Source organism: Halomonas sp. KG2, from assembly GCA_030440445.1.
Classification (GTDB): domain Bacteria; phylum Pseudomonadota; class Gammaproteobacteria; order Pseudomonadales; family Halomonadaceae; genus Vreelandella.
In genome coordinates, this window is record CP098528.1 from 3,070,407 (window position 1) to 3,095,491 (window position 25,085).

The following is a 25,085-nucleotide window of genomic DNA, read 5'->3' on the forward strand; positions in this document are numbered from 1 at the left end:
GCTACGCGCTATTCCCAATGCCTAATGCCGCGAAGGAACACCAACGCATGTCTGCCAATTCACACTGCTCACCAACACCGTTCTCGCCAACGTCGCTTACCCCTGGCTTTATGGTGGTGCACGCTAACCGCCTGGAAGACTTGCGCGGGCTGGCGGTGCAGTGGATGCGCTTGCATCCATTGGGGCCACTGGAAAACGAGACCATTCTGGTGCAGAGCAACGGCATTGGGCAGTGGTTAAAGCTGGCGCTGGCGGAAGACCCGGAAAACGGCGGAGCGGGCATCGCCACCGCGCTGGATGTCATGCTGCCTGCACGGTTTCTATGGCAGGCCTACCGCACGGTGCTCACCCACGTAGATCAAGATGGCGACGCGGTGCCTGAAACCTCGCCGTTTGATAAATCGCGCTTGGTGTGGCGGCTACTGCGCCTGCTGCCCACGCTAGCGGGGCAGGAAGTGTTCGCGCCGCTGGCCCAGTTCTTGGAAGTTGACCGCGACCAGCGCAAGCACTACCAACTGGCCGAGCGGCTGGCGGATTTGTTCGACCAGTATCAGGTCTACCGCGCCGACTGGCTGGATGCCTGGGCCAACGGTAACGATGTACTGATCACTGCTCGGGGCGAACCCCGCCCGCTGGAAGAGCACCAGCGCTGGCAGCCTGCGCTATGGCGCATTCTGCGCGAAGATGTCGCCGCCACCCAAGGCGATGCAGGCCTTAACAGTAGCCGTGCCCAGGTGCATCGGCGCTTTTTGAAAGCGACAGAACAGCTGGAAGGCCAGCCCTGCCCGCGCGGTTTGCCTCGGCGGCTGATTATTTTTGGTATTTCATCGCTGCCCCAACAAACCCTGGAAGCGCTGGCGGCGCTCTCTCGCTGCTGCCAAATCGTGCTGTGTGTGCACAACCCCTGCCAGTTCTACTGGGCAGATATCATCGAGCACAAAGATTTACTGCGCGCCAACCGCTACCGCCAGCGGCGCAAAACCGGCATGCCCGAAGCGTTGGATGTACTGGGCACTGGCGACGCCGACGATGCCCTGCATCTGCACGCCCAGCCGCTACTCGCCGCCTGGGGCAAGCAGGGCCGCGACTACCTGCGCCTGCTGGATGAACACGACGATTCGGGCAATTATCAAACCTTGTTTGAGCAGCAGGCGTTGCGGATCGATATGTTTGAGCCGTTTAACGGCGTTGATCGCGATTGCCTGCTCAGCCAACTGCAAGATGATATTCGCGAGCTGCGCCCCGTGGCAGAAACCCAAACCCACTGGCCCGCGCTTAGCTCGGCAGATGACTCCATGGTGTTTCATATTGCCCACGGCCCTCAGCGGGAAGTTGAGATCCTCCACGACCAGCTGCTGGCCGCCTTCAGTGCCGACCCTGAGCTGCGCCCGCGGGATATCATCGTCATGGTGCCAGATATCGACCGCTACGCGCCGCATATCGCCGCAGTGTTTGGCCAGCTACCAAGCGACGACCCGCGGCATATTCCCTACACGCTTTCCGACCAAGCCAGCCGCCACCGCCTGCCTCTAATGATTGCCCTGGAAAAGCTGCTGCGCCTGCCAGAGCTGCGCCTTTCAGTCAGCGACTTACTGGATCTGCTAGATGTACCCGCTCTGCGCCAGCGCTTTGGGCTGGAAGAGCGCGACCTGCCGGTACTAGAGCGCTGGATGGAAGGCGCTGGAATTCGTTGGGGGCTGAATGCCAAGCAGCGCCAGACTCTCGAGTTACCCGGCGGGCTAAGCCAAAACACCTGGGCGTTTGGCCTGCGCCGCTTGCTGCTGGGCTACACCGTGGGCGAAGGCCACGCATGGCAAGGTATCGAGCCGTTTGACGACATCGGCGGGCTGGAAGCGGGCCTTGCCGGGCCGTTAGCCACCTTGCTGGAAAAGCTCGAAGAGACCTGGGAAACCTTCTGCCAGCCCACCGATACCGCCAACTGGGTAGCGCGGCTACGCACGCTGCTGGAAACCTTCTTTCTTACCGACGACGCCCAAGAAAGCGTGATGCTCACCAAGCTGGAAAACGGCTTGCAGCAAATGCTGGAAAGCAGCGAGGAAGCCCAATTAAACGAACCGCTGCCGCTCTCCATGGTGCGCGAACACTGGCTGGCACAGATTGATGAACACAGCCTTTCCCAGCGCTTTCTAGCCGGCGCGGTTAACTTCGCTACGCTAATGCCCATGCGCGCCATTCCGTTTAAGCGCGTGTGCCTGTTGGGCATGAACGACGGTGAGTACCCCCGCTCTCAGCCACCGCTAGATTTTGATTTAATGGGCAGTGACTACCGCCCCGGTGACCGCTCCCGCCGGGAGGATGACCGCTACCTGTTTTTGGAAGCGCTGCTCTCCGCCCGCGACCAGCTCTACATAAGCTGGGTCGGCAGAAGCCAAATCGACAACACCCCGCTACCGCCTTCGGTGCTGGTCGGCCAGCTGCGTGACCATTTGGAAGCAGGCTGGCAGATCGAGAACGGCACGCCGCTGCTGGAAGCGCTAACTACCGAGCATCCGCTGCAGCCGTTTAGCCGCGCTTATTTTGATACCAACACGCAAGTCACGCGACTGTTTACCTATGCGCATGAATGGCGCGAGGTACACGCACCGCGCACGCCTCAAGCTGCCCAATCCACACTTCCCCCACCGGAAAACATCCCGACCAGCCTGACGCTTGGCCAGTTAGGCCAATTCCTGCGCGAGCCAGTACGCGCCTTCTTCAATACCCGGCTGGGGGTGTATTTCGAGCAGGAAGCGATTGCCGAGCTAGACGAAGAACCGTTCGCCCTGGATGGCCTGCAAAACTGGCAGTTGCAAGACCAACTGATCGCCGCCCAGCGCCACGCCATTGACCGTGGCGAGCCACGCATTGAAGCACTGCACGCAGCCCTTGAACGTTTTCAGGGCCAAGGCGTATTGGCCATGGGTGCCTTTGGCGAGCGCATGCGCGATGCCTTAGCAGAACCCATGGAAGCCCTGTTCAGCGACTACGAAGAAGCCCTGGACGCTTGGCCGATTGCGCTAGGTGACCCAGCAGCCATTCACCTGGAAGGCAGTAACGGTATTACGCTGGAAGATTGGCTGGGCGAGCTACGCCAGGATGACGCGGGCAACCGCTGCCGCCTGCTATTACTCAGCAGCAGCCTGATTAAGAACAGCAAGTACCAGTGGCATCTGCTGCTACGCCACTGGGTTGCCCACCTGGCTGGCAATCTCAGCGGCCCGATGACCACCCAACTACTTTCCAAGGCCGGCAATATCACCCTGGAACCTATCGCTGCCGACATCGCCCACGCCCATCTGGAAACCCAGCTAAGCGCCTGGCAACACGGCCTGGAAGTGCCGCTTCCGCTAGCCCCCCAGGCCTCTTTTGCGTGGCTGACAAAACTGGGCACACCTGACATTGCGATTGAAAAAGGCACGGAAAGCGACGCCTACGCCGCAGCCGAAAAAGTCTATGAGAGCGGATTTAAAACCATCGGCGAAGCCGACCAGAGCCCTTATCTCGGCCACCAATGGCCCCGCTTCGAGCGGCTATTTTTCGACCGCACCGCCAACGAAAAGCACACCTTTGCCGAACTCACGGAAGCGCTGTACGCCCCGCTGTTTTACGCCGTGAAAGGTAATGCGAAGAAAGACAATGGGAACAAAGATAACGCCAAGAAAGCGGCATCGTAATGCGTTAAGCGCCTCGTCTAGCCCCTATTCAAGCTCAACCGTGCCCATGGGGTGATCAGGGTTTACTCCCTTTCTGCTTGGCACGGCTGTTTTGCTGCGTAAGGCGCTTTTGCTGCTCAGGCCTTCGCCCAGTCTGGCGAGCCAATGCGATGCGCATAAGACGTTGAAACGTCGGGCACTCCAGATGACTCGGCGCAGTGCAGGTCGCCACATGACGCAAACCGTCACGAAGGGCTGTCAGTTCGTTAATGTGGCGGTCGAGAAGATCTGCCTTAGCACTCACCGCTTCACGGTCGATTTCCGGCTGCCGTTGCGTGCCAAGCATGTCGCGCATCTCGGCCAGAGAAAAACCCGCGACCTGCCCCAACGCAATCAGCGACAAGCGTGTTAAAACGCTGGTCTCGAAAACCCGCCGCAGACCATTGCGCCCTACCGACCTAATCAGGCCAACTTCCTCGTAATAGCGCAATTTCGAGGCAGGAATACCGCTTTTTCGAGACAGTTCGGAAATATCGAGCATGGCACTTGACTTAAAGTTGACTTGAAGTAATAGGCTACAACGCTTCTCCCTTACGTATCCACCCACACTTCTAGCCACACTGCTATTTACACTGCGAGGAGTCTAACAAGCATGCCTGTTTTCAATACGCAAAGCCGCCCATACGCCGTTGCTAAACCGTTAACAAAAGCAATGATAGCAAGCACAGCGACGACCGGGGCAAAAATGCCAGGAGCGCAGCAATGAATGGGCTGCTGACCGATGCGCTACTGCTCGGCCTAGGAGCAACCGCTTTTATGGACATAGTCGCGCTGCTGCAGAAGCGGCTGCTGGGTATTCCCTCGCTGAATTACGCCATGGTCGGGCGTTGGCTGGGGCACTTGCCGAGAGGCAGGGTCATCCACCGACCTATAGGTGAAAGCGCCCCGATTCGGGCAGAAATGGTGCTAGGATGGCTGGCGCACTACCTGATTGGCATCGCTTTTGCGATCATATTCTTAGTGCTGGTTGGGCCAAACTGGCTGGCACGCCCCACACTCATAGCTGCATTAGGCTTCGGTGTGATAACGGTAATTGCGCCGTTTCTAATCCTGCAGCCGGGTATGGGCGCAGGGATTGCCGCCCGCAAGACGCCGCAGCCAACCACCGCCAGGCTGCGTAGTCTTTTCGCGCACGCCAGTTTTGGCGCTGGCCTATGGGTGGCAGGCGTCCTAGTGATGCGGGTTCTTTAGGCCAGCATAAAACCGGCTTAAATACTCGTCTCGCTTAACGAGAGTATCCGCTTTGCTAACGAAATCATCTCCGGGTCGCCGGTATGCTTATCCGGCACATCGGAGAGTTTGATCACCGGCAGCCAGCCCTGCCCTTCGGGGCGCGCCTCGACCATTTTGATCACCATATTCATCGGCTCAGCGCCGACATCGTTAGTGAAGTTGGTGCCGATGCCAAACGCCATCCCAATCCGTTCCTGACAAAACGCTTGGATGCGCTCGACTTTTTCCGGCGTTAAGGCATCCGAAAAAATGATCGTTTTACTCAGCGGGTTAATACCCAGGCGTTCATAGTGCGCGATGGTTTGGGAGGCAAATTCAATCGGGTCGCCGCTATCATGGCGTACGCCGTCGAACAGCTTGGCAAACTTTTTATCGAAGCTGTCGAAGAAAGCGGACGATGTGAAGGTGTCGGTTAGGGCAATTCCCAAATCGCCACGATACACATCCACCCAATGTTCTAGGGCAAGACTGTTAGCCATTTTGAAGCCGAAGCGGGCACCATGGAACATAAACCACTCGTGGGCGTGGGTGCCTATCGGCTTCACGTCGTGACGCATGGCCAGCAGTACATTACTAGTGCCGCTAAAGGCTTCACCACCATAGTGACGCAGCGCTCCCACCACTCGATCATGAACCTCAAATGAGAAACGGCGACGCGTGCCGAACTCGGCAATTTTCAGCCCTAAGCGGCGATAAAGCTCAATCTTCTCCTGGGTGCGTTGCTCGATCAGGGCATCGTCATCATGGGTCACCGAGACGCCACGTAGCCGATACCAAAGTTCGCTGATCAACGCCATCAGCGGCACTTCCCATAAAATCGTGCGGTACCAAGGCCCCTCGATAATCACCGAAAGCTCACTGCCCTGCTGCTCGATGATTACCTCAGAGGGTTCGTAGCGAAAGCCGGCCAGAAAATCGAGATAGGTCGGGTCAAGATAAGGGCAGGTAACTTCCAGGTAGCGCTTTTCCTGGTCGGTTAGGCGAAGCGTCACCATTTTATCGACCTCGTGACGAAGCGCAGCACCAAAGCCTTCAGGAAACGCGTGCTGGCCACGATTGATGAATGCGTAGCGTGCATGTGCATAGGGAAAGCGTTTGATCACGGCGTTCTGCATCGTGATCTTGTAGAAGTCATTGTCCAGAAGCGAGGTCAGCATGAGATCCCTTCGTGTGAGTGAACCGAAGCCGCTGGTAGCGTAAACTGAGCGTCCTAAGAGTGGCTTGGCGACAAGATTATCAGGTGGCGGGGCACTCATACAGTCTAGGCCCCGCGCTGGGGCGCTTTACTTTCGGAGACCCGTGATGAGTCAGCCCGCCCCGCTTAACCCACTTACGCTACCGCTTCACGGCAGCCGCCTGATTGAAGCCAGCGCGGGCACGGGCAAAACTTTCACCATCGCGCTGCTCTACGTGCGCCTGGTGCTGGGCGGGCAGCACAGCGAAGACCACAGCGCCTTTGTGCGCCCGCTCACCCCGCCGGAAATCCTGGTCGTCACCTTCACCAATGCTGCCACCCAGGAACTGCGCGAACGTATCCGCCACCGGCTGGTGGAAGCTGCAGCGGTGTTTAGGGCCATTGATGATGCTGGTTCAGACTCTCTGCTCATCCAACTCCGCGAGCAATACCCCGAAGCCACTTGGCCCGCCTGCGCCCGACGCCTGGAGCTAGCCGCCGAATGGATGGACGAAGCCGCCGTTTCCACCATCCACAGCTGGTGCTATCGCATGCTGCGCGAACACGCCTTCGATAGCGGCAGCCTGTTCTCGCTCAACCTGGAAAACGACCAGCGCGAACTGGAGCAAGAAGTGGTGCGCGACTACTGGCGCACCTTCTACTACCCACTGGATGCCGACGCCCTGGGCAGCATTACTCGCTACTGGAAATCACCGGATAAACTCCACGAAGATGTACGCAAGCTGCTCCACGAAAGCGACGCCCTCGGCAGCCAACGCCCCGCGCCAGCCGACACATTAAGCGCTGCCGAAGCCGAACGCAGCGCCACATTAGGCACGTTAAAAGCCCCCTGGCACGCTTGGCTAGATGAACTGGTGCCCGCACTGGAAGAGGCCGCCAAACGTAAAGCCTTCAAAGGCCAAAGCTTCAACGCCAAAAGCCGCGCCAGCTGGCTTGGCGCACTGCGCGAATGGTGCGAAAGCGACCTTGAGCGCCCCGCGTTGACACCCGCCGCCTGGAAACGCCTAACCCCAGACGGCATGGCTGAGATATGGAAAGACGGCACGCCACCCTGCCCAGCCGCCTGGGAAGCGTTGGCGGATATGCCCGCCGCCCTCAACGCCTTACCTGAACCGCGCAACGACCTGCTGATTCACGCCGTGCAGTGGTGCAAAGTGCGTATGGAGCGCGAGCAGGAACGCCGCGCTGAAATGGGCCCCAACGACCTGCTCACCCATTTAGACCGCGCCCTGCAAGGCCCCAACAAAGATGCCCTGGCAGCGCAGATTCTGCGCCAGTTCCCCGTGGCGCTGATTGATGAGTTCCAGGACACCGACCCAATTCAGTACCGCATCTTTAACGCGGTCTATGACGTCGCCAACCCCCGCCGCGACGCCGCTATGCTACTGATCGGCGACCCCAAGCAGGCCATCTACGCCTTTCGCGGTGCGGATATCTTTACCTACCTGCAAGCCCGCCAAGACACCGCAGGACGCCACGTTACGCTGGGCACCAACTTCCGTTCCAGCCGCGCCATGGTGGAAGCCGTCAATCACTGCTTCCACTACGCCGATCAGCACCCGGCTGGGGCGTTTCTATTTCGCCAAGCAGACGGCGAAAACCCGCTGCCGTTCTTATCGGTAGATGCCAAAGGCCGCGACGAACAATTGGTCCACCAAGGCCAGCCGCTGCCCGCCATGACGCTCTGGCCGTTAACAAGCGAAGAGCCACTTTCCAAAACTGCCTACCAAACCGAGATGGCCGAGCGTTGCGCCTCTTATATGGTGGAACTGCTCGCGGAAGCTCAAAGTGGCAATAAACAAGGCCAAAGCGGCTTCCAGAAAGTCGACCACCTAAGCCCGCTAAAACCTTCCGATATGGCAGTACTGGTCAACGGCCTGCAGGAAGCCCGCGCCATTCGCTTAGCGCTGGCCAGCCGTGGAGTAAAGAGTGTTTACCTTTCCGACCACGACAAGGTGTTCAGCTCGCCCATGGCGAAGCAGGTAGAGCGCTGGCTGCGCGCCTGCGCCGAGCCACTGGCTAGCTCCCGACAGGCCGAAGCCCACCTGCGCGCCGCTTTGGCCACACCAGTGCTGGGGCTCAGTTTGGCCGACCTTGATCACCTGCAACAAAACGAACTGGCTTGGGAAGCGCGGGTGGAGCAATTCAGCCACTATCATCGCCTATGGCAGCGCCAGGGTGTGCTGCCGCTGGTACGCCGCATGATGGTGGATTTCGACATTCCCGCCCGCCTACTGGGGGAGTTCGAAGAGGGTGAGCGCTTGCTCACCGACCTGCTGCACTTGGGAGAATTGCTGCAGCAAGCCAGCGCAGAACTGGATGGCGAACACGCGCTGATTCGCTTTCTGTATGAAGCCATTGCCGACCCGGAAAGCCATGGCGACAGCCACAAGCTGCGCCTGGAAAGCGATGCGGATTTGGTCAAAGTGGTCACCATCCACAAATCCAAAGGGCTTGAGTATCCGCTGGTATTCCTGCCGTTTATCGCCAACCACCGCCCGGTGAGCGATAAAGACATACCGCTGCGCTGGCACGACGCCCACGGCAACCTTCAGCTCAGCCTAAGCGCGGATGAAGAAACCCTGGCCACCGCCGACCGCGAACGTTTAGGGGAAGACCTGCGCAAACTGTACGTAGCGCTCACCCGCGCCCGCCACGCGACTTGGCTGGGGCTAGCCCCGCTGCAAGGATTGGAAAATAGCGCCCTCGGCTACCTGATTAGCGGCGGAAAAACGCTGGCACCGGCCGAGCTAACCAGCGCGCTGGAAGCGCTGGCACACGGCAGTGAGATTGCTGTCAGCGAGCCACCGGCACCCACTGCCCAGCGCCTTGCTCTCTCTGAACACAGCGCCGCGCTTGGCCACGCCCGCACGCCCGCGCGCCCGGCCAAGGAACACTGGTGGATTGCCAGCTACTCGGCGCTGCGCCTTTCCGGCACGCTCACCGCCCCCACGGCCACGCCACTGGAGCCCACCACCGCCCAGGAAGCCACCGCGTTTGAAGTATTGGATGAGCCGCAGGAACTATCCCAGTTGGCCCAGCAGGAAACATTTCATCTGCATAAATTTCCCAGGGGGCCAGGGCCGGGCACTTTCCTGCACGGGCTGTTGGAATGGGCAGGCAGACAAGGTTTTGCAGCCGCTGCTAACGATCAAGATTCACTCAACGATATGCTATGGCGGCGCGTGCAGCTACGCGGCTGGCAAACATGGCAGGAACCGCTGGCTGGCTGGCTTTCAGCGCTGCTCACCACACCGTTACCGCTGGCCGCGCCGAATCAACAAAGCGTCGCGCTCACTGAACTCACCAGCTACCAAGTAGAGCTAGAGTTCTGGCTAGCCGCCAAGCGGGTCAACACCCAAGCGATTGATGCGCTGGTAAGCAAGCACTTACTGCCAGGGGTTGAGCGCCCAGCGCTGGATGCCGATACCCTAAACGGCATGCTCAAAGGCTTTATCGATTTAGCCTTCGAGCACCAAGGGCGCTTTTATGTGTTGGACTGGAAATCGAACTATTTAGGGCCCAATGACAGCGATTACGAACCGGAAGCCTTGCGCCATGCGCTGCTGGCCAAGCGCTACGACCTCCAGGCCGCGCTTTACCTGCTCGCCATGCACCGGCTGCTAAAAGCGCGCCTGCCCGACTACGACCCGCACCAGCACTTGGGCGGTTCAATGACGGTATTTCTGCGCGGCAGCCGCAGCCCAGGGCGCGGGGTATTTTCCGAGCCCGCCCCGGTTGAACTGATCGAAGCACTGGATAGCCTGTTTTCAGGCGCATCGTTTTCAAGCCCCGCACAGGAAGCGACGGTATGAGTAAGCCCAAAGACACCCACACCTTCGACCTGTTTGGCGATGCCGTTGAAATACAGGATGCCCAGCCTTCAATGGCCCCCGCGCCAGTAAGCGCTCACCCTGCGTTAAGCGATACCGGTGAATTACTAACCCTATGCGAGCGCTGGGTAGCAAGGGGATGGCTGCGCGATTTAGACCGCGCCCTGGTGCGCTTTCTAGCGGCAGAAGCAGCGGATGCCCCCGCGCTGCTGCTGTTAGCCGCCGCCCTGGCCAGCCACCAGCTAGGCCGAGGCCATGTGTGTCTGGATTTAACCGCCACGCTTAACGCACCAGATTTCGCCCTTTCGCTACCGCCCGAAGGGGATGATTTAAGCGACCCGCCACCACTGCCCAGCGACGTGCTGGCAACGCTCACGCTAAGCGAATGGCAAGCTGCGCTGCATCACCCACTGCTTACCAGCGAAGGCCCCGGCAACACACCGCTGGTGGTAGTGACCACTCACTCAGGTTCAGACACGCGGCTCTACCTACGCCGCTACTGGCAGTATGAGCAAACCCTGCATCAGCAAATCGCCACACGGTTAGCGGCGACGGGTGACGACAGCCCCTTCGATCTTCTCCCCAAGACGCTGAACGTTTTGTTCAAGCCCAGCGACGACCTCGACTGGCAAAAAACCGCCTGCGCGCTAGCCGCCCGCAACCGTTTCGGAATTATTACCGGCGGCCCTGGCACCGGTAAAACCACCACTGTGGTGCGCCTGCTCGCCCTGCTGCAAACGCTGCAGTTGGCCCACTCACCCAGCCAACCGCTGCGCATTCGCCTAGCCGCCCCCACCGGCAAAGCCGCCGCCCGCCTGAATGAATCCATCGCCGGGCAGGTAAGCAGTTTGCCATTGGCAGAGTTAGAAAAACTCTTAACGAATGGCCTTATAAGCGAAGACCAGGCAAGCGACCAACCGCTCATAGAGATTCCTACGGAAGTGACAACACTGCACCGCCTTCTGGGTGCAAGACCCGACACCCGCCACTTCCGCCACAGCGCCGCCAACCCGCTAGCGCTGGACGTGCTGGTGATCGACGAAGCTTCGATGGTGGATATCGAAATGATGGCCGCCGTGCTGAGTGCCCTGCCCGCCAATGCCCAGTGCGTGCTGCTGGGGGACAAAGACCAGCTAGCCTCGGTAGAAGCTGGCTCGGTACTCGGTGATTTATGCCGCCGTGCCGAAGCCGCCCACTACACGCCGGAAACCGCCCAATGGCTGGAAAGCGCCACCGGCCAGCCGCTGCCACCAGAGTACCTGGATGCTGAAGGCCAGCCGCTCGACCAAGCCATTACCATGCTGCGGGTAAGCCACCGCTTTAACGAACACAGCGGCATCGGCCAGTTGGCCCAGGCGATTAACCAGCCCAGCCATGCCCAAACTGATCGGGAAAAACAGCAGTCCGTTAACGCCGTGCTGCGCCATGGCTACCCAGACCTGCACTACCTAACGCTTGCAGAGGACACCGCGCTGGATAAGCTGTTCATTCACGGCAGCGCGGATAAGTTTCTGAATGGCGGCGAAGGCCGCACCAACCACAAACATGACCCCATCTCCCCGCCCACCGGCTATCGCCATTACCTAAAGGTGCTAAACGCACAGCGCCCGCGTGGGGAATCGTTTGAGGACAACCCTGCGACCTATAACGCCTGGGCCTTTGATGTGCTAAGTGCCTACAGCCACTTTCAACTGCTATGCGCGCTGCGCAAAGGCCCCTGGGGAGTAGAAGGTTTAAACCTGCATATCGCCAAAACCCTACGCAGCGAAAAGCTACTTTACGGCAGTGACTACACGCTGGAAAAAGGTTGGTATGAAGGCCGCCCGGTACTGGTCACTCAAAACGACTACGGCTTGAAACTAATGAACGGCGATATCGGCATCACCCTCGCCGTGCCGGATCCCCGCAATCCGCAACAAAAGCTGTTGAGAGTTGCCTTTCCTTCATCAAGTGCCACGAGCGATGCCGATAGCCTCATCCGCTGGGTGCTGCCCTCCCGCCTGCATGCAGTAGAAACCGTATTCGCGATGACAGTACACAAGTCTCAAGGCTCGGAGTTCCTGCACACCGCCCTGCTGCTACCGCCCACCATCAACCCGATCCTCACCCGCGAACTGGTCTATACCGGCATCACCCGCGCCCGCGACTGGCTCACGCTAGTGGAAGCCAAACGCGAGGTGTTGAATGAGGCGGTTACTAGGGAAGTGATGAGGGTTAGTGGGATGTAGAAGGTTGTAATCAAAACCGACATTAGCGGTGGCAATACCGACCTTCGGCAGGAGAGGTCTTTGAGGTAGTGCTGATTAACGCCTGCATTTGCGGCTGGTTGGTTTGGAGCTCAGAGAAAAACCAGTCCGACAACATGCGCTCGTTATGTCTGACGTCTAAACGCATGGGAAAGGTCTCTTTGCAAACCATTGAAAACTGATTCTGTTTCATCAAAATCTTCCGGTGAAAATAAGCGCGATTCCTTTCCAGATCTACTACCAGTTATTTTGTGAGTAATTCTCCAAAATATTTGCCTCCCCCTAGACTCGATTACTTGAAAGCCTACTTGATAAGTTAAGTCCCACTTATCACTGTTTCGTCGCCAACGATGTTTGCCGATTGCAACTGGCTCTGTAATGACCGTATAAAAAACATCGTTCCGATAAACGTTATAGCCCTTGCTGATCAAGATGTTCGCACCTAAGTCCAGATAATAGAAGCCATCGACAGCATCGTTGTATGCGATTGGCTCAAACTCAAACATAAATGGATCTGAACTCTTCGCACCCGGTCCAGAGCAACCAGATAAAATGGCGAGAAATGCAGCAACGCAGAGAGTTCTAACCCTTTGGTTCATCTTCACCCCCGTTTTTAAAATAGTACCCCATCACAAAACCGACCGGCCCCAATAGAAAATTTGCTTTATTGAGATTCTCGAAAAATGCGGATATATCGCCCTCGTGATGGAATAGCGACCAAAACAGCATTACCAATACAACCGTTGCGTACAGGCCTACTATGGATAGCGCAATCGTTGTTCTTGTTTTATTCTCCATACTCAAACTCCTATTGAGGCATAACGCCGCAATTTGCGGCAAGCGCAGCGAGTCCGACAACACGGCCTTGTTAAAGCTCGGCTTGCCGAAAATATTGAACTACTCATCCGAAGTCCCACACCATCGATTTATGATTGACGTCAAATCAGCTTCTTGGGTCGCATCATTCGACCATCCACTTGCGAATTTAATATCGTTAGAATTAGGTAACTTTCCAGTTGATAATTCTCGAATTCTAATCCTGCTTGGAAGTGCTGCAGCCTCACCAACAAAAATTGCCTCCCGTCTTGTAAGCGCCGATAACATTTTGGTCAAACCGCTTAAACTGTCAGGCAAGAACCTAGACACATGCTCTTGATCACTAGAATTCGACAATCTGAGAACTATCCAAGAGTTGCACTGAGAAAGAACAGTGCTTTCAACATCAGATGGCCTTTGTGAAATAAGCCCTAGCCCTAATCCGTACTTTCGTCCCTCTTTTGCAATGCGTCGAATAGCGTCTTGAGCTTCTTTATATTGTGCCTCACCATGGTTTGGCACATAACGGTGCGCCTCTTCACAGATAAATAAGACGGGGTCTTTCTCTCTTTCATCCCTTGTCTGCCAGAGTTTGTATTGAAAAAGAAGGCGGGATATTAATGCGGTTAATGGTCCAGCCACCTCATTTGGCAGTCCAGATATATCTATGATGCGAATATCTTTTCCATTTGCTTCACCGACAAACTGCGCCAATATATCTTGTAGTGTTGGAGATTCAGCTTCACTATATTCTTTTAGCAAAAAACCAAGCTGTGGATTTGAGCGAAGGACTTTGAGTTTTTTAAGTATGTTATCAATTTTATCGCGTCCTGATGATGCAGCTAACTTATCCTGCTTCCCTTCTTTGCGACCTTGCACCTTGTCTATGTGTTTAACAAACTGTGTTAATTTGAATGGAACAGGTTTATCTCTATCAAAATTCAAAACCTGATCTTCATCTACACCATCAGAAAGTGCGGCTTCTACTCCGCCGTTTGGCTCGACACCTACATCCTGCACACAGCCAGCTTCTAGCAATCTAGAATAGGTAATTGCTTCATAAACAATATTATTTTGAGAGGTAGCTTCATGTTCTGTCTTGCCAATGATTAACGATCTCAATTCATCACTGGACATAAGCCAATAAGGCAACTTCAATAGCTCTGCATCATCTTCCACTACAGACGCATCATTATACGCTCGGTATACTTTTGCTCTATCCCCAAAAGCACTAGCGTATTCACCATGAGGATCAATCATAACAATTCTTGGCTTTAACGTGGCGCCTCTAGGTCGATGATCTAGAACAGAGTGTAAAATTGATGCCACCGTTCCAGATTTCCCTGAACCAGTAGACCCTAATATCGCAAAGTGATGTCCAAACAGTTTATCAATATTCGCTCTGCATACTGCATTATTGCCCCCGATGTAATTCCCAACTGGAACCATAGGTGTAATGGCTTCATCTTGAGCATTTGATTCAGCAGCTTTATAAATAGCCTCTAATTCATCGTTTAGGCAGATATAGGCACTTTGCAATGGTAAGGGGTAAGTTTCAACACCACGAGAAAACTCAAGTCGAGATTTCTTATTAGACCAGATGCCTTGACCAAACAAGTCTGCCTCTAAGATACGAGCATCATCCGCTGCATTTATGAGTTGGCTGCTGTCTTCAGAAATCAACTCGGATCTCATTTTAAGCGACCGGACAAAAGCAAATAGAAGCTTTCTACCAAAATGTACTTTAATAATACTACCCATTTGTCCTACAGAATATACTTGTCCATCAACGGCACGAATGAGTTCACTAACACTGTCGTCAATTTCTATGCGTAAATTATTGCCCGACACCTCAATAATTTTACCTATCTTTAACTCTTTCCGTGATTGGAAAATGTTACTCATTAAACATCTCCTGTTCTGATGAAATTAGTTAAGCCATCAAAACGCCACCATGTATACTTGCTAGCATCAGATTCAGCTAAAGGGGTTGTTGAATTATGGTAAATCCCTAGCTCACCGGCGACATACACTCTGGAACTAATTTTCGGGCAGCTTAGCCAAGCGTCTAAAGCCTTGTTAATTACAACTCCATCTTTTGGCGATTCTTGAATAAATGCAATAACCGTTGTTTGGTTAGACTCACTTCTTAAGGCGCTTTCTATTTCAGCATTTATATGGTCATCACCAAAACTGTAACCACAAGTAATTAATGTGTTTTGCTGCCCATTCATTAATGTTTTTCTTAAACCAAGGAATAAGCTGGCAAATGGATCTTTCTGTGTTTCAACATATTTTGTTGCTTGAGGATAAATCATGATATTTGCAGGATTTGACAAATATTTAGTTCCATATCTTGCGCGCACTAGACCTAGCTCGTCATCTCTGTGCCAATCTATCGAACCATGTAATTTATATAGATGGTATGTGTTTGAATCCATGACTGCATTTGAGAATTCACTTTCTGGATTCCAAAAACCTACAGCACCACCTGAAAAGCCATCACAGACTATTTTCTTGTGTAGAGCCAAGGCGTCCTCAAGTAAAGTATCGTAATTTGTAGTAAAGAATGTAGTTTTTGAGCGTTGCTCAAGATTTGATTTGCTGAACAATAATGCTTCTACAAATTTAAAATGAGGTTCTATTTCAACTATCGGGTTTTCAGCGCTACCAATCTCCTCTTCTATCGCGCGATCAGCATTAGCAGCGACGTATCCGTACCTGACAATCCCCCCTATAGCCTTGATAATTTCTAGATATAACTTCCTTAGCTCTTCACTGTTGTAACTGTTAGCACCGATATATGCAGATTGGCTCCTTGATCTATCAGCAATAGCTAAAAGGTCACCTAAATGACTCAAGTAGTGTTCAACATGGCAGTCATCGGCTAGATCCGCTTTTAAAGCCCCCAAAATTTCTTTTTCTTTGTCCCCTGAATATTCTTCGACAATTTGCTCAACGCGACTGGTCAATGGATACATTAAAGGTATTTTTGACCCGAAACTTATCCCAGCTCCAAAAAGCCAGCTTTGTCTACTTTGGGAGCTTAATAGCTGCTTCAAGTTTTCTAATCTATTATCAAATTCTTCCATAAGTTTCTCTTCAATAATTACGCTATGGAACACTCAACCAGGCACATACGCGTGTAGCTTTAACAGGTATTAGACGGAGCATTCTATGATCGAATGAACGTGTTGGCACTTCTTCCGGCAAAATGCAGCCTACGAGCCCCCCTAAGCCTATGATTCTTTAGTCTAATAATTTCCATTAGACCGTATAGTCAAAATTCGCGTTCCTACTGAATTTCCAAGAATGTCCACTTTGGGTCGAAACAGTCATTTACTCACTTCCTTATAAAAAGCCACCTTGCCCGCTATAGCCTCCATGCCGCCAATCGGCTGCTCGTAGCTCCAAGCGATATCCTGAATATCACCCAGCGAGAAATACACTGTGTGCCCTTTAAACGGGCAATAGGTGGTGGTTTCTGACACGGTAAGTAAATTCATCCGCACGTCTTCGCGGGGGAAGTAGTGGCGTGGCGGGTAGCCGCGTTCGCGGAGTTCAAGCGTATTGGTGGAGTCGGCGATTAACGTGCCATCAACATGCGCCTGCACGCGTTGGCTAATAGGGTGAAGCTCATTGCGTGGGGAATTTGGCATTAGGTTGTTCCCTGCGGCGTTGTCGCTCTAGTGCTTCGATCCTAGCAGTTAAATTATATTTAGCCTACTTTGCAGACTTAGTTTTTAGTCGATAGTAGTCACTTCATGACCTAGATCACTCATCACTTCCACGCCGCCGCCCGGCCTACTCCTCCGGTGGGGAAAGGTGGGCATCGGTCAAGGTACGTGGTCGATACTCACTCGCGGTATCGGCCCAACGCTTCCATACACTCTCATCGACTGAAATATTCACCGCTGGCAGCCCCTGCATGCCCTGCGCATACTGCCGGTAAAATCGGCCGTCGCCCTTGTATCTAAGACGTGCATACTTGGCGTAGAGCCCTTTTATAAAATCAGCAAACGAATCTTTCGGTGCCATTTTCCAAGCATCCTCTGCAACATTGAAGGGGGCCACTTTTAGGCCTGCCTGTTGCGCTTTGGTTAACATCCAGCTCAGCGGTATGTCGGCCAGTGTGTCGTCAGCGCCATAGCCGCCGCCTACATTGGCGTGGGCACCGATAAACCAGCGCTGCTCTACGTTGCGATTGCCTGTTTTCTGCTTGCCATCCTTGCTTGTCCAGAGCGATACGTTATACGCCGACCTGTGTTCGTCCAACGCGACCGCTTGATAGGCATGATCGACAATGCTGGAAAGCTCGGTATCGTGCCAATCGTATCTGCTTTTGAACAGGCTGGTTCCGGGCACGCCCAGTGCGCCAACGGTATCCCACACGCCAATGAAATGAATCCTGGGCTGGCGGCTGAAGCGCTCCTTGAACTCTGTGCATACCTCAGAATCGGGGTGCCAATCGCGGTTTCGATAAATACTTTCGGCCTTATCGAGCAGCCCTGGCGTGACGACATGCACTAGCCCGCATTTACGAATCATCCCCACCAGGCTTCTGGCGGTGTAGGCACCGCGGCTGAATCCAAATATCCAGATCTCATCGCCTTCACTGTAACGCCTTGCCAGCCAGTCATAGCCTTCCCGTAGGTTTTTGCTCAGCCCGTAACCGAAGGCTCCGCCGAAAAAGCGCTGAAATTTGGATGTCCCTACGCCGGGGTCGTAATAGAACCGCTGCCTGATACCGTCATCGTCATCATGGAGCAGCCGGGTAATACGATAAACATTGGTTTGATCTTCAGGGTCGTTCCAGGTGCCATCGAATAGCAGAATCAATTTTTGTTTTGCCATGGTGCCCCCCATGATGATGCACGCCTTTGAAAAGTGCTCATGATCACTAAATGAGAGGCAGACGATGCGCTCTTGGCCAACGCGTACCTGCGACCTCCATATTATTTATTGAAGGTTAGTCGACAATTCATCCCGTCACCTGCTGATAGTCAACTCTAAGCAGCGCCCCTGATGCGGGCGCTGCTTAAGAGGTGTTGGCCCGTCGCATCAAACACGCTTGCGATTGACTCACGCTCATCGAAAGCAAACGCGGGTATTGAATGAGGAGGTGACAAGGGAGGTAATGAGGATGAGTGGGGAGGGATAACGCCGCGCTTTGCAGCTACTTTGTAGCGCCCGCAGAAAAGCAATCCACAGAAAAACAATCCACAGAAAAACAATCCGCCACAGCGCTTGGTTAGATTACGATGCAGCAATCCTGCTTATCGTGCCAAGAGAAACGGCTACCAGTTTTTCTTCACCATCTGCTTGAGCGTAGACCTTACACTCACAGGTCGCTTGCCGTTTTCCATAATATAAGACCGTTGACCTAGCGATCAATTTATCTCCGATCGCGGGTCTAACATAGTTTACTTTGTACTCTGACGTGACACAGCTTCCTAACACTGACGCTCCGGCAAAGGTAATACAGTTATCCGCCAAATAGCTAACGACACCACCATGCGCAAAACCATTGTTTTGCTTGAGATCATCTCTAATCTCAAGGCTCAACTCAGCACTTCCGGCTGCAAACGCTTCTAACTTTGCTCCCAACAGCAAGCTGAAAGACTGCTGTGACAGAATCTCTCTTCCTTTCTCTAATATATCACTCAATGTTCAGCTCCTTGCCCTACTCTGGAGATCTAACAGCTATTAGACAGCGCTTTTACCTCTGCTTCATGAACGCCACAGCCAGACCCGATGAGACAAACGTAACGCCTGCTCCAATATTTAAGCCAGAAACCAATTTGGGTTTGTTTCTCAGCCATTCCGATAGCCTAGATGAAAACACGCCCATAAGGCTGAAACCTACCGCTGTTAAAATCGCAAACCAAACCCCATAGCCAATCATTTGCCAGGTCACAGAGCCCAGATTAGGATTTACGAATTGAGGGACAAACGCGAGCACAAACATACCCGGCTTAGGTTTGAGTGCCGCTGAAAGGAAGCCCGTTGAAAATATAGTTTTTAAAGACTGTTTTTTTGCAGGCTCTAAGGAAAATAGGTTTCGAGAGCGAAGGACTTTAACGCCTAACCAAATTAGATAGCCCGCACCAATAATCTTGACCACATAGAAGGCTAGCTCGGACGTTTGAATTAAAAGAGTCAGCCCAAATGTCGCCGCTAGTACGTGAAATAGAATCCCCATTCCAGACGATAAGCCAGAAACGGTTGCGGCCAATCTGCCTTGGCTTAAACCTCGTCCTATCGCCAGCATGTTATCTGGCCCAGGTGAAATCACTAACAGCAAACACGCCAGTGTATATGTAGCCAACACCTCTAGTGGAAACATGTCATCTCCTTCTACCTGTAACCGAACGTCATCGCCAGCGGGACTTCCTGCTCAGGTGGTGGTTAGGATCGGTATTGTTAGGTTCGTTGAGTTATATAGCAGAGAACTCTATTAACTATTAGCCTACTGCTGCCCTCCTCGCGGGTGCGCCGGAGGCTTACCACGCGCTACAAAACCATAAGTCTTGATCTGTCGCCGCTGCTTCGCACAAACGTCAGCCGTGAGGCAGATTTACTTTTGCCTTGAAGTAAACTTTTGCATGGAGTAGCGCAAGCTTACGAGTATCTTAACGGGTTGCATGAGATGCAAGGTACACACGATCTCTACCTTCTTTCTTGGCTTTGTACATAGCCTCATCCGCACGAGCCAGTAAGCTTTCGGGAGACTCGCCATTTTCCAACATGGCGACCCCAACACTTATGCTTAGCGTAGTAGACTCTCCGCTGCCAACATCGATCGGCGCAGCGGCTAACCGCTTTCTCAGATTATTGCCCAATTTCTGGCTGGCTTCCAAATTTGCACCGGGTAAGAGAAAGACAAATTCCTCCCCCCCTATACGGCCACAACAATCAGTTTTGCGCCCTACCTCCGATGCTAAACGAGCAAACTCAGTCAATGCTAGATCACCTGCAGCATGCCCCCATTTATCATTAATCTTCTTAAAATAATCAATATCTATCGAAAGAACACTGAGACTATTACCAAACCGTGATGCTTGGTTTACTAGTTCACTCAGGCGCTCCATTGTTGCGCGCCAATTTGGCAAACCAGTCAATCCATCAATACTAGCCAGGCGCTTCATTTCCTCCTCAGACTGCTTCTTATATAGGAGATAACTAACAGTATCTGAGAGCAACGTAATAAGAATATGATCATCCTTGCAAAATGGCTCAACCGGAGTAGGACTAGAAAAATTAATCGTTCCATATAGTTGACCAGATAATCTTATCGGAGCGCCAATATACGACTCCAGCTTTAAGTTTGTGTAGCAGGGATGCTTTTTAATTTCACTTTTCGCCACGAAATGAAAACCGACCGACTTACCCGCACTTAACGTGTGAATACAATAAGTTCCCGACAAATCAAACGTTGTTAATGGTTCCAGCTCTCCTTTGAGATCAACGCAGTACTCGATGGTGTATTGGTTTCCTACAATACGAGAAACAATCGCTTTTTCGAGACCAAAGTGGTCCAGGCCAACCCGAAGCAGTCGTTCTATTTTATTACTCTGGCTCAGCGCGACATCTGAAGTTATGTTTTGGATCTTTTGTAGAGTATCCAAAGACTGATCTGTTGTGCGAGCTGGGCGGATAATGCCAATAAATCCTACTACTTTCCCATCCTTAGCCCGCATAGCTGCACCCGTCGTCAGGCCAAAAAACTGCTCTCCATCCGAGCGCCGATATGCAACTCTGTAGTTCTCCGCAGCTATTTTGCTGTAAGTATTAAAGCGTATCCGACCTTGTTCGGAAAAATCGTTTTCATCGGCATACAGTATTTTTGCCTCTTCACCATATAGCGCGTTTTTTGAGTATCCAAACAGCTGTTCTGTCGCAGAATTCACATAAACCAAACGCCGACTTGCGTCGGTAACGACAACGGCTTCTTCAAAAGCGTCGAATACTTCGGTGAATAGTGATAGTGAAATCGAATTTACGCCGCCGTCATCAACCAAAGCTTTAGTCGTTTCTCCTAGCTTATCGTCTTTCATAGACACACCTTTCATGAAGCCATGCGACTTTATCCAGCAATAGTTGACACTAATTTAAGCGATCATTCGGGCTTCGAAAGTCTCTGGGCTGATCATTTCCCGTTAGCACTGTGCCGCCGTTGTTTTTTGTACTCTACGATGTATGCAAACACCTGACACCTCATATCGCATCGCATCGCATTTTAAATGGCTCCCCATGAATCGCCGCCCCACAGTACCTTTTATGATCTGCTCCTGCATGTTGAGTCTGACCTCCATGATAGCTCTCTAGGCGAGTGAAGGTGATTCAGACAAGCGGTAGCATACAAAACGGCAATTCCCATTAGCAGGCTAATCGATGCTAATAAGCTGTGGCATGCCAGGTAGCCACTTTCACGGCTTTCAAACCTTTGGTGATGGCGAGCATCAGGGCGCCCTTAGCAAAACACATTGTTTTATTTAGTGAAGTTGATCAAAGACTTCAGGGTGTTGCTCAGCAATTCGCAACAGAGCAACTGCCGGGCCTTGAGGCTCTCTGCGGCCTTGTTCCCAGTCCTGAAGTGTACGTATGCTGACCCCAAGAAGACCTGCAAAGGCTGATTGCGATAGGTTCAGTTTATGCCGAATTATTTGAGGGGGTGAGGGCTCTGCTAACTCATGAGTTCGCAGAGCTACTTTGCCTTTCTTGAACTGTTTGATCTCATTGATACCGTCTAGAATCTCTGCCCCAAGGTTTCTATCAACCATTTTTGATTGCCTCCGCTATTTGCTTGAGCATGTGCCCAGGAATACTGGTACGCTCCGTTTTACTGTACAGCGTGAGCATCCATATCTCGTGATCGGACTTCTTCCGATAATAGATAGCCCTGACACCACCGCTCTTTCCTGAACCTACTGATGACCAACGAACCTTACGAACACCTCCCGAACCTTTGATGAGGTCTCCCGCATCCGGCTTCTGTAGCAGATACACTTGCAGCCCACGGTATTCCTCATCCGTGAGGTAGTTCGGTAATAGCTTGGTGAATGTTGAGGTTTCGATGAATAACATCAATAAAATATACGGCCATGCCGTATAAATATCAAGATTGGGTTAGCTAAGCTATCAATAGACCTACCTGTCCATTAGCGCAGGTAGAACGCTTTGTGCTAACACAAATTGCCATCTATTCAGGCTTTTTTCACAAACTGGGCGGTGACCATCATGTCGCCAGCGCCATCGACCTTGCAGTCGAGTTGGTGGTCTTTGCCTTCCTTAAGCCGCTTGATAACCGCCTTGGTGCCAATCTTAAGCACGATTGAGCTGCCTTTGACCTTGAGGTCTTTGATAAGCGTCACCTTATCGCCTTCAGCAAGCAGACTGCCATTGGCATCTTTCACCGTGACGGTGTCTTCCGCTTCAACCTCGGAAGGATTCCATTCGTGGGCGCATTCCGGGCAGATGAAAAGGCTTTGATCCTGGTAGACGAATTCAGATTGGCAATTGGGGCAAGGTGGGCATGACATGGAAGAAGACTTCTGTGGTTGGATTGGCTGCTTATGATACTGAGCCTTTGCAGCCTTGGCGAATGCATCCAGGCAGGTTCACTGGGAAGCGGTGCCTGTTGATGGCTCAGTGTTTGAATCGTCGCGGGCTAAAGCCACCTCCTACGGGGCGTTTTTATAGTTGGGGATGATGGGTTGGCTACCTGAAGATAGGCATAATTTGATTAGCTGTTTTGCCCTCTTCCTAGTTTGAGAAAATCTCTTGATAATAGGACATAGCCTATATAGGATAAAACCTATAAAAAAAAGAGGTCTCCATGTGGTCTATCGAGCAAACAGACACATTTGAAGCGTGGTTCTTCTCATTGGAAGAAATTGAACGTGAGAACGTTCTGGCTTCTGTACTTCTTCTACGTGAGCGGGGCCCGATGCTTTCAAGGCCGCACGCTGACACTGTAAACGGCTCGCAGCATTCCAACATGAAGGAATTGCGTGTTCAGTGCCAGGGACGTCCTATCAGAGTATTTTTTGCGTTTGATCCACGTCGCACAGGCATCTTGCTATGCGCAGGCGATAAAGGTGGAAATGACAAGCGCTTCTACAATGAGATGATTCCAGTCGCCGATAAAGAATATACGGCTCACCTGGAAACACTAAAGTGAGGTGGTAACCATGGCACGCAAACTGGAAGACTTGTTAGCAAGAGAAAAGCCAGAGATCGTTGCGGCAGCTGAGGCGAAAGCCAACGATATGTTATTCGAGATCAGGCTTGCCGAAATTCGTCAGCTAGCGGAGAAAACCCAAGCAGACATAGCTATTGCGATGGGAGTAAAACAACCCACCGTCGCAGGACTTGAGAAAGTTGGCCAGGATATGCGCCTTAGTTCACTCAAACGCTACGTCGAAGCGCTAGGCGGCCGAGTCCGTGTCGATATAGAACTTCCCGATGGGAGTCATCATGGCTTCCCTGTATAGCTGCCCCCAGCAAGCTATTTAGCCTTACGCCGTTTTTTGTCAATGCATCACACCTTGAATACTTGAATCAAACTGGCTCCAGATACCAGCCTTGTTCGGTTGCTAACAGGCGGTCTGTTAGCACTAGGTTTTCCAGAAAGGCATCGTCGTGGGATACCACCACTAACGCGCCTTGGTAACTGCGCAGCATGGTTTCCAGTGCTTGTGCTGAAGGCAGGTCAAGATGGTTATTTGGCTCGTCCAGGAGCAGTAGTTGCGGTGGGCAATCGGCGTAGAGGATGCAGGCCAGTGCGCCTTTCAGGCGTTATGTTGCAGGCTCCTGACAAGGGCTCAATCTGGCCCGCCAGCACGCGGAGCAGCGTAGATTTACCACAGCCATTCGGGCCGACGATGCCTAGTCGCTGCTGCCCTTTCAGCATTAGATTAATGTGCCGAGTAGCGCCCATAACGAACGGTAGCTCAACCCTTTCTAACTCCGCCAAACAGCGCTTGGCGGCCTGGGTAACGGGTATTTCATGCAGGTTGATTTGTCGCTCGTTTTCAACCTGCTTTGCGGCGTCACGCACACGTTGATTCAGCTGCGCCTGACTGGCCGCCTGCTTTTGGCGCAGCGTGCCCGCCGATGTTTCGCTGCGCTCTTTCTGGCGATCTAACAGGATCTTGGCCTGGTTGGCTTCCTTGCCCAGCCGATTGCCGCGAGCCTGTCGTTTCTCCTGACGTTCACGCTGCTTGCGCATCGCTCGCTCTTCGCGTTGACGTTCGAGTTTTCGTTGGCTGAGCTGATCAAGGGCAGCCTGCTGCTCGTGCGCCTTTGCTTGAGCATAGAACGTGTAGTTGCCACCGTAGCTGTGCAGCCCTAAGGGCGACAGCTCCACGATACGTTCCATGGCTTCCAGCAATTGCCGGTCATGGCTAACCACAATCAGCCCACGCGGCCAGCGTTGCAGCTGTTCAATGAGTGCCTGCCGGTTTGGTCGGTCGAGATGGTTGCTTGGCTCATCAAGAATCAGGCAATCGGCATTCGAGAGCATGGCGCCCATTAAGGCCACGCGCATGGCTTCGCCGCCGCTCAATGTGTTTGCTGGTGTGCTGGCCTCAAGATAGCCCAGGCCATTGCGTTCGAGTTCATGGCGGAATCTCTGGGGCATATCCCAGCGGTCATTAACTGCCTCAAAATTCTCAGGCGCTGTGCTGCCGGCTTCAATGCGTGCCAGCGCATCCAGCGTTGTTCGAACACCTGCAAGATCAGCGACACAAGCGCCCTTCGGCTGCGCTACCTGCTGGGCAAGGTAATGGACGCTGCCGGGGCGCTGACAATGGCCAGTGGTTGGCTGCAATAGGCCCGCAAGGATTTGGGCTAAAACTGTTTTGCCGACACCATTACGCCCCACCAACCCGGTTGGGCGGCTATCGAACTGCTCGTGAAGATCAGTGAAAAGTGTTCTGCCATCCGACAGAACGTAGGAAACACCTTTTAAGGTGAGATAGGTATTTGTCATGTGTGATTCCAACGATGCCAAGAACTCTCTCTAGAACCCCTCCCAAGGACCATT

20 protein-coding genes are annotated in these 25,085 nt (G+C 53.1%); 6 read left to right on the forward strand and 14 right to left on the reverse strand.

The features are described from left to right. The first annotated feature begins 47 nt into the window (after positions 1–47). Positions 48–3,674 carry an exodeoxyribonuclease V subunit gamma gene (recC, locus tag NDQ72_14300; GenBank protein WKD27218.1) on the forward strand — a complete coding sequence of 1,209 codons (3,627 nt, stop codon included), beginning with the start codon at positions 48–50 and terminating at the stop codon, positions 3,672–3,674. A gap of 55 nt (positions 3,675–3,729) precedes the next feature. On the opposite strand, the gene NDQ72_14305 is transcribed toward recC, so the two are convergent. Beyond that, on the reverse strand, positions 3,730–4,194 hold the full coding sequence (locus NDQ72_14305) for a helix-turn-helix domain-containing protein (protein ID WKD27219.1): 465 nt from the start codon (positions 4,192–4,194) through the stop codon (positions 3,730–3,732). Between the two features lie 221 nt (positions 4,195–4,415). Between NDQ72_14305 and NDQ72_14310 the strand changes: the two genes are divergently transcribed. After that, positions 4,416–4,904 (forward strand): DUF2938 domain-containing protein, encoded by a 489-nt coding sequence (locus NDQ72_14310; GenBank protein ID WKD27220.1) that lies wholly within the window; start codon positions 4,416–4,418, stop codon positions 4,902–4,904. Between the two features lie 17 nt (positions 4,905–4,921). Here NDQ72_14310 and pncB read toward each other — a convergent pair whose 3' ends face one another. Then, a complete protein-coding gene (gene pncB, locus NDQ72_14315; GenBank protein ID WKD27221.1) occupies positions 4,922–6,103 on the reverse strand; it encodes a nicotinate phosphoribosyltransferase in 1,182 nt (393 codons plus the stop codon). A gap of 145 nt (positions 6,104–6,248) precedes the next feature. Here pncB and recB point away from each other — a divergent pair, with 145 nt between their 5' ends. Both recB and recD read left to right on the forward strand, forming a co-directional pair. Further along, positions 6,249–9,956 carry an exodeoxyribonuclease V subunit beta gene (gene recB, locus NDQ72_14320; GenBank protein ID WKD27222.1) on the forward strand — a complete coding sequence of 1,236 codons (3,708 nt, stop codon included), beginning with the start codon at positions 6,249–6,251 and terminating at the stop codon, positions 9,954–9,956. After that, a complete protein-coding gene (gene recD / locus NDQ72_14325) occupies positions 9,953–12,202 on the forward strand; it encodes an exodeoxyribonuclease V subunit alpha (protein WKD27223.1) in 2,250 nt (749 codons plus the stop codon). Before recB ends, recD begins: the two co-directional genes overlap by 4 nt. Positions 12,203–12,345: 143 nt before the next feature. On the opposite strand, the gene NDQ72_14330 is transcribed toward recD, so the two are convergent. The 11 genes from NDQ72_14330 to NDQ72_14380 all read right to left on the reverse strand — a co-directional run bounded on the left by NDQ72_14330 (position 12,346) and on the right by NDQ72_14380 (position 22,578). Continuing rightward, the gene (locus tag NDQ72_14330; GenBank protein WKD27224.1) at positions 12,346–12,819 is read right to left on the reverse strand and encodes a hypothetical protein; all 474 of its coding nucleotides are present in this window, start codon (positions 12,817–12,819) and stop codon (positions 12,346–12,348) included. Next, positions 12,803–13,018 carry a hypothetical protein gene (locus tag NDQ72_14335; GenBank protein WKD27225.1) on the reverse strand — a complete coding sequence of 72 codons (216 nt, stop codon included), beginning with the start codon at positions 13,016–13,018 and terminating at the stop codon, positions 12,803–12,805. Before NDQ72_14335 ends, NDQ72_14330 begins: the two co-directional genes overlap by 17 nt. 99 nt (positions 13,019–13,117) lie before the next feature. Further along, the gene (locus NDQ72_14340; protein ID WKD27226.1) at positions 13,118–14,941 is read right to left on the reverse strand and encodes an ATP-binding protein; all 1,824 of its coding nucleotides are present in this window, start codon (positions 14,939–14,941) and stop codon (positions 13,118–13,120) included. After that, a complete protein-coding gene (locus NDQ72_14345) occupies positions 14,941–16,128 on the reverse strand; it encodes an SIR2 family protein (protein ID WKD27227.1) in 1,188 nt (395 codons plus the stop codon). The genes NDQ72_14340 and NDQ72_14345 overlap by 1 nt, the downstream gene beginning before the upstream one ends. A 243-nt stretch (positions 16,129–16,371) precedes the next feature. Beyond that, positions 16,372–16,695 (reverse strand): DUF427 domain-containing protein, encoded by a 324-nt coding sequence (locus NDQ72_14350; GenBank protein ID WKD27228.1) that lies wholly within the window; start codon positions 16,693–16,695, stop codon positions 16,372–16,374. Positions 16,696–16,840: 145 nt separating this feature from the next. Continuing rightward, complete coding sequence (locus NDQ72_14355) at positions 16,841–17,890, reverse strand: DUF2235 domain-containing protein (protein WKD27229.1); 1,050 nt, start codon at positions 17,888–17,890, stop codon at positions 16,841–16,843. Between the two features lie 402 nt (positions 17,891–18,292). Next, entirely contained in the window at positions 18,293–18,703 is a 411-nt protein-coding gene (locus NDQ72_14360; protein ID WKD27230.1) for a PaaI family thioesterase, read from the reverse strand. A 52-nt stretch (positions 18,704–18,755) separates the two neighbouring features. Further along, positions 18,756–19,382 carry a LysE family translocator gene (locus NDQ72_14365; GenBank protein WKD27231.1) on the reverse strand — a complete coding sequence of 209 codons (627 nt, stop codon included), beginning with the start codon at positions 19,380–19,382 and terminating at the stop codon, positions 18,756–18,758. A gap of 286 nt (positions 19,383–19,668) precedes the next feature. Then, positions 19,669–21,093: a diguanylate cyclase gene (locus NDQ72_14370; GenBank protein WKD27232.1), complete on the reverse strand. Its 1,425-nt coding sequence runs from the start codon at positions 21,091–21,093 to the stop codon at positions 19,669–19,671. 438 nt (positions 21,094–21,531) lie between these two features. Then, a complete protein-coding gene (locus tag NDQ72_14375; protein WKD27233.1) occupies positions 21,532–21,819 on the reverse strand; it encodes a type II toxin-antitoxin system MqsA family antitoxin in 288 nt (95 codons plus the stop codon). A gap of 423 nt (positions 21,820–22,242) precedes the next feature. Beyond that, positions 22,243–22,578 (reverse strand): zinc ribbon domain-containing protein YjdM, encoded by a 336-nt coding sequence (locus NDQ72_14380; protein ID WKD27234.1) that lies wholly within the window; start codon positions 22,576–22,578, stop codon positions 22,243–22,245. Positions 22,579–22,874: 296 nt separating this feature from the next. On the opposite strand from NDQ72_14380, the gene NDQ72_14385 reads away from it, so the two are divergent. Both NDQ72_14385 and NDQ72_14390 read left to right on the forward strand, forming a co-directional pair. Next, positions 22,875–23,219: a type II toxin-antitoxin system RelE/ParE family toxin gene (locus NDQ72_14385; GenBank protein WKD27235.1), complete on the forward strand. Its 345-nt coding sequence runs from the start codon at positions 22,875–22,877 to the stop codon at positions 23,217–23,219. 10 nt (positions 23,220–23,229) lie between these two features. Then, positions 23,230–23,532 (forward strand): helix-turn-helix domain-containing protein, encoded by a 303-nt coding sequence (locus NDQ72_14390; protein WKD27236.1) that lies wholly within the window; start codon positions 23,230–23,232, stop codon positions 23,530–23,532. Positions 23,533–23,759: 227 nt separating this feature from the next. Here NDQ72_14390 and NDQ72_14395 read toward each other — a convergent pair whose 3' ends face one another. Continuing rightward, positions 23,760–25,031: an ATP-binding cassette domain-containing protein gene (locus NDQ72_14395; protein WKD27237.1), complete on the reverse strand. Its 1,272-nt coding sequence runs from the start codon at positions 25,029–25,031 to the stop codon at positions 23,760–23,762. Between the last annotated feature and the right edge of the window lie 54 nt (positions 25,032–25,085).

Excerpts from the sequence above, each read along its gene's own strand:
- recC (WKD27218.1), top strand. The coding sequence starts at position 48 with ATGTCTGCCAATTCACACTGCTCACCAACACCGTTCTCGCCAACGTCG.
- NDQ72_14305 (WKD27219.1), bottom strand. The coding sequence starts at position 4,194 with ATGCTCGATATTTCCGAACTGTCTCGAAAAAGCGGTATTCCTGCCTCG.
- NDQ72_14310 (WKD27220.1), top strand. The coding sequence starts at position 4,416 with ATGAATGGGCTGCTGACCGATGCGCTACTGCTCGGCCTAGGAGCAACC.
- pncB (WKD27221.1), bottom strand. The coding sequence starts at position 6,103 with ATGCTGACCTCGCTTCTGGACAATGACTTCTACAAGATCACGATGCAG.
- recB (WKD27222.1), top strand. The coding sequence starts at position 6,249 with ATGAGTCAGCCCGCCCCGCTTAACCCACTTACGCTACCGCTTCACGGC.
- recD (WKD27223.1), top strand. The coding sequence starts at position 9,953 with ATGAGTAAGCCCAAAGACACCCACACCTTCGACCTGTTTGGCGATGCC.
- NDQ72_14330 (WKD27224.1), bottom strand. The coding sequence starts at position 12,819 with ATGAACCAAAGGGTTAGAACTCTCTGCGTTGCTGCATTTCTCGCCATT.
- NDQ72_14335 (WKD27225.1), bottom strand. The coding sequence starts at position 13,018 with ATGGAGAATAAAACAAGAACAACGATTGCGCTATCCATAGTAGGCCTG.
- NDQ72_14340 (WKD27226.1), bottom strand. The coding sequence starts at position 14,941 with ATGAGTAACATTTTCCAATCACGGAAAGAGTTAAAGATAGGTAAAATT.
- NDQ72_14345 (WKD27227.1), bottom strand. The coding sequence starts at position 16,128 with ATGGAAGAATTTGATAATAGATTAGAAAACTTGAAGCAGCTATTAAGC.
- NDQ72_14350 (WKD27228.1), bottom strand. The coding sequence starts at position 16,695 with ATGCCAAATTCCCCACGCAATGAGCTTCACCCTATTAGCCAACGCGTG.
- NDQ72_14355 (WKD27229.1), bottom strand. The coding sequence starts at position 17,890 with ATGGCAAAACAAAAATTGATTCTGCTATTCGATGGCACCTGGAACGAC.
- NDQ72_14365 (WKD27231.1), bottom strand. The coding sequence starts at position 19,382 with ATGTTTCCACTAGAGGTGTTGGCTACATATACACTGGCGTGTTTGCTG.
- NDQ72_14370 (WKD27232.1), bottom strand. The coding sequence starts at position 21,093 with ATGAAAGACGATAAGCTAGGAGAAACGACTAAAGCTTTGGTTGATGAC.
- NDQ72_14375 (WKD27233.1), bottom strand. The coding sequence starts at position 21,819 with ATGGTTGATAGAAACCTTGGGGCAGAGATTCTAGACGGTATCAATGAG.
- NDQ72_14380 (WKD27234.1), bottom strand. The coding sequence starts at position 22,578 with ATGTCATGCCCACCTTGCCCCAATTGCCAATCTGAATTCGTCTACCAG.
- NDQ72_14385 (WKD27235.1), top strand. The coding sequence starts at position 22,875 with ATGTGGTCTATCGAGCAAACAGACACATTTGAAGCGTGGTTCTTCTCA.
- NDQ72_14390 (WKD27236.1), top strand. The coding sequence starts at position 23,230 with ATGGCACGCAAACTGGAAGACTTGTTAGCAAGAGAAAAGCCAGAGATC.
- NDQ72_14395 (WKD27237.1), bottom strand. The coding sequence starts at position 25,031 with ATGACAAATACCTATCTCACCTTAAAAGGTGTTTCCTACGTTCTGTCG.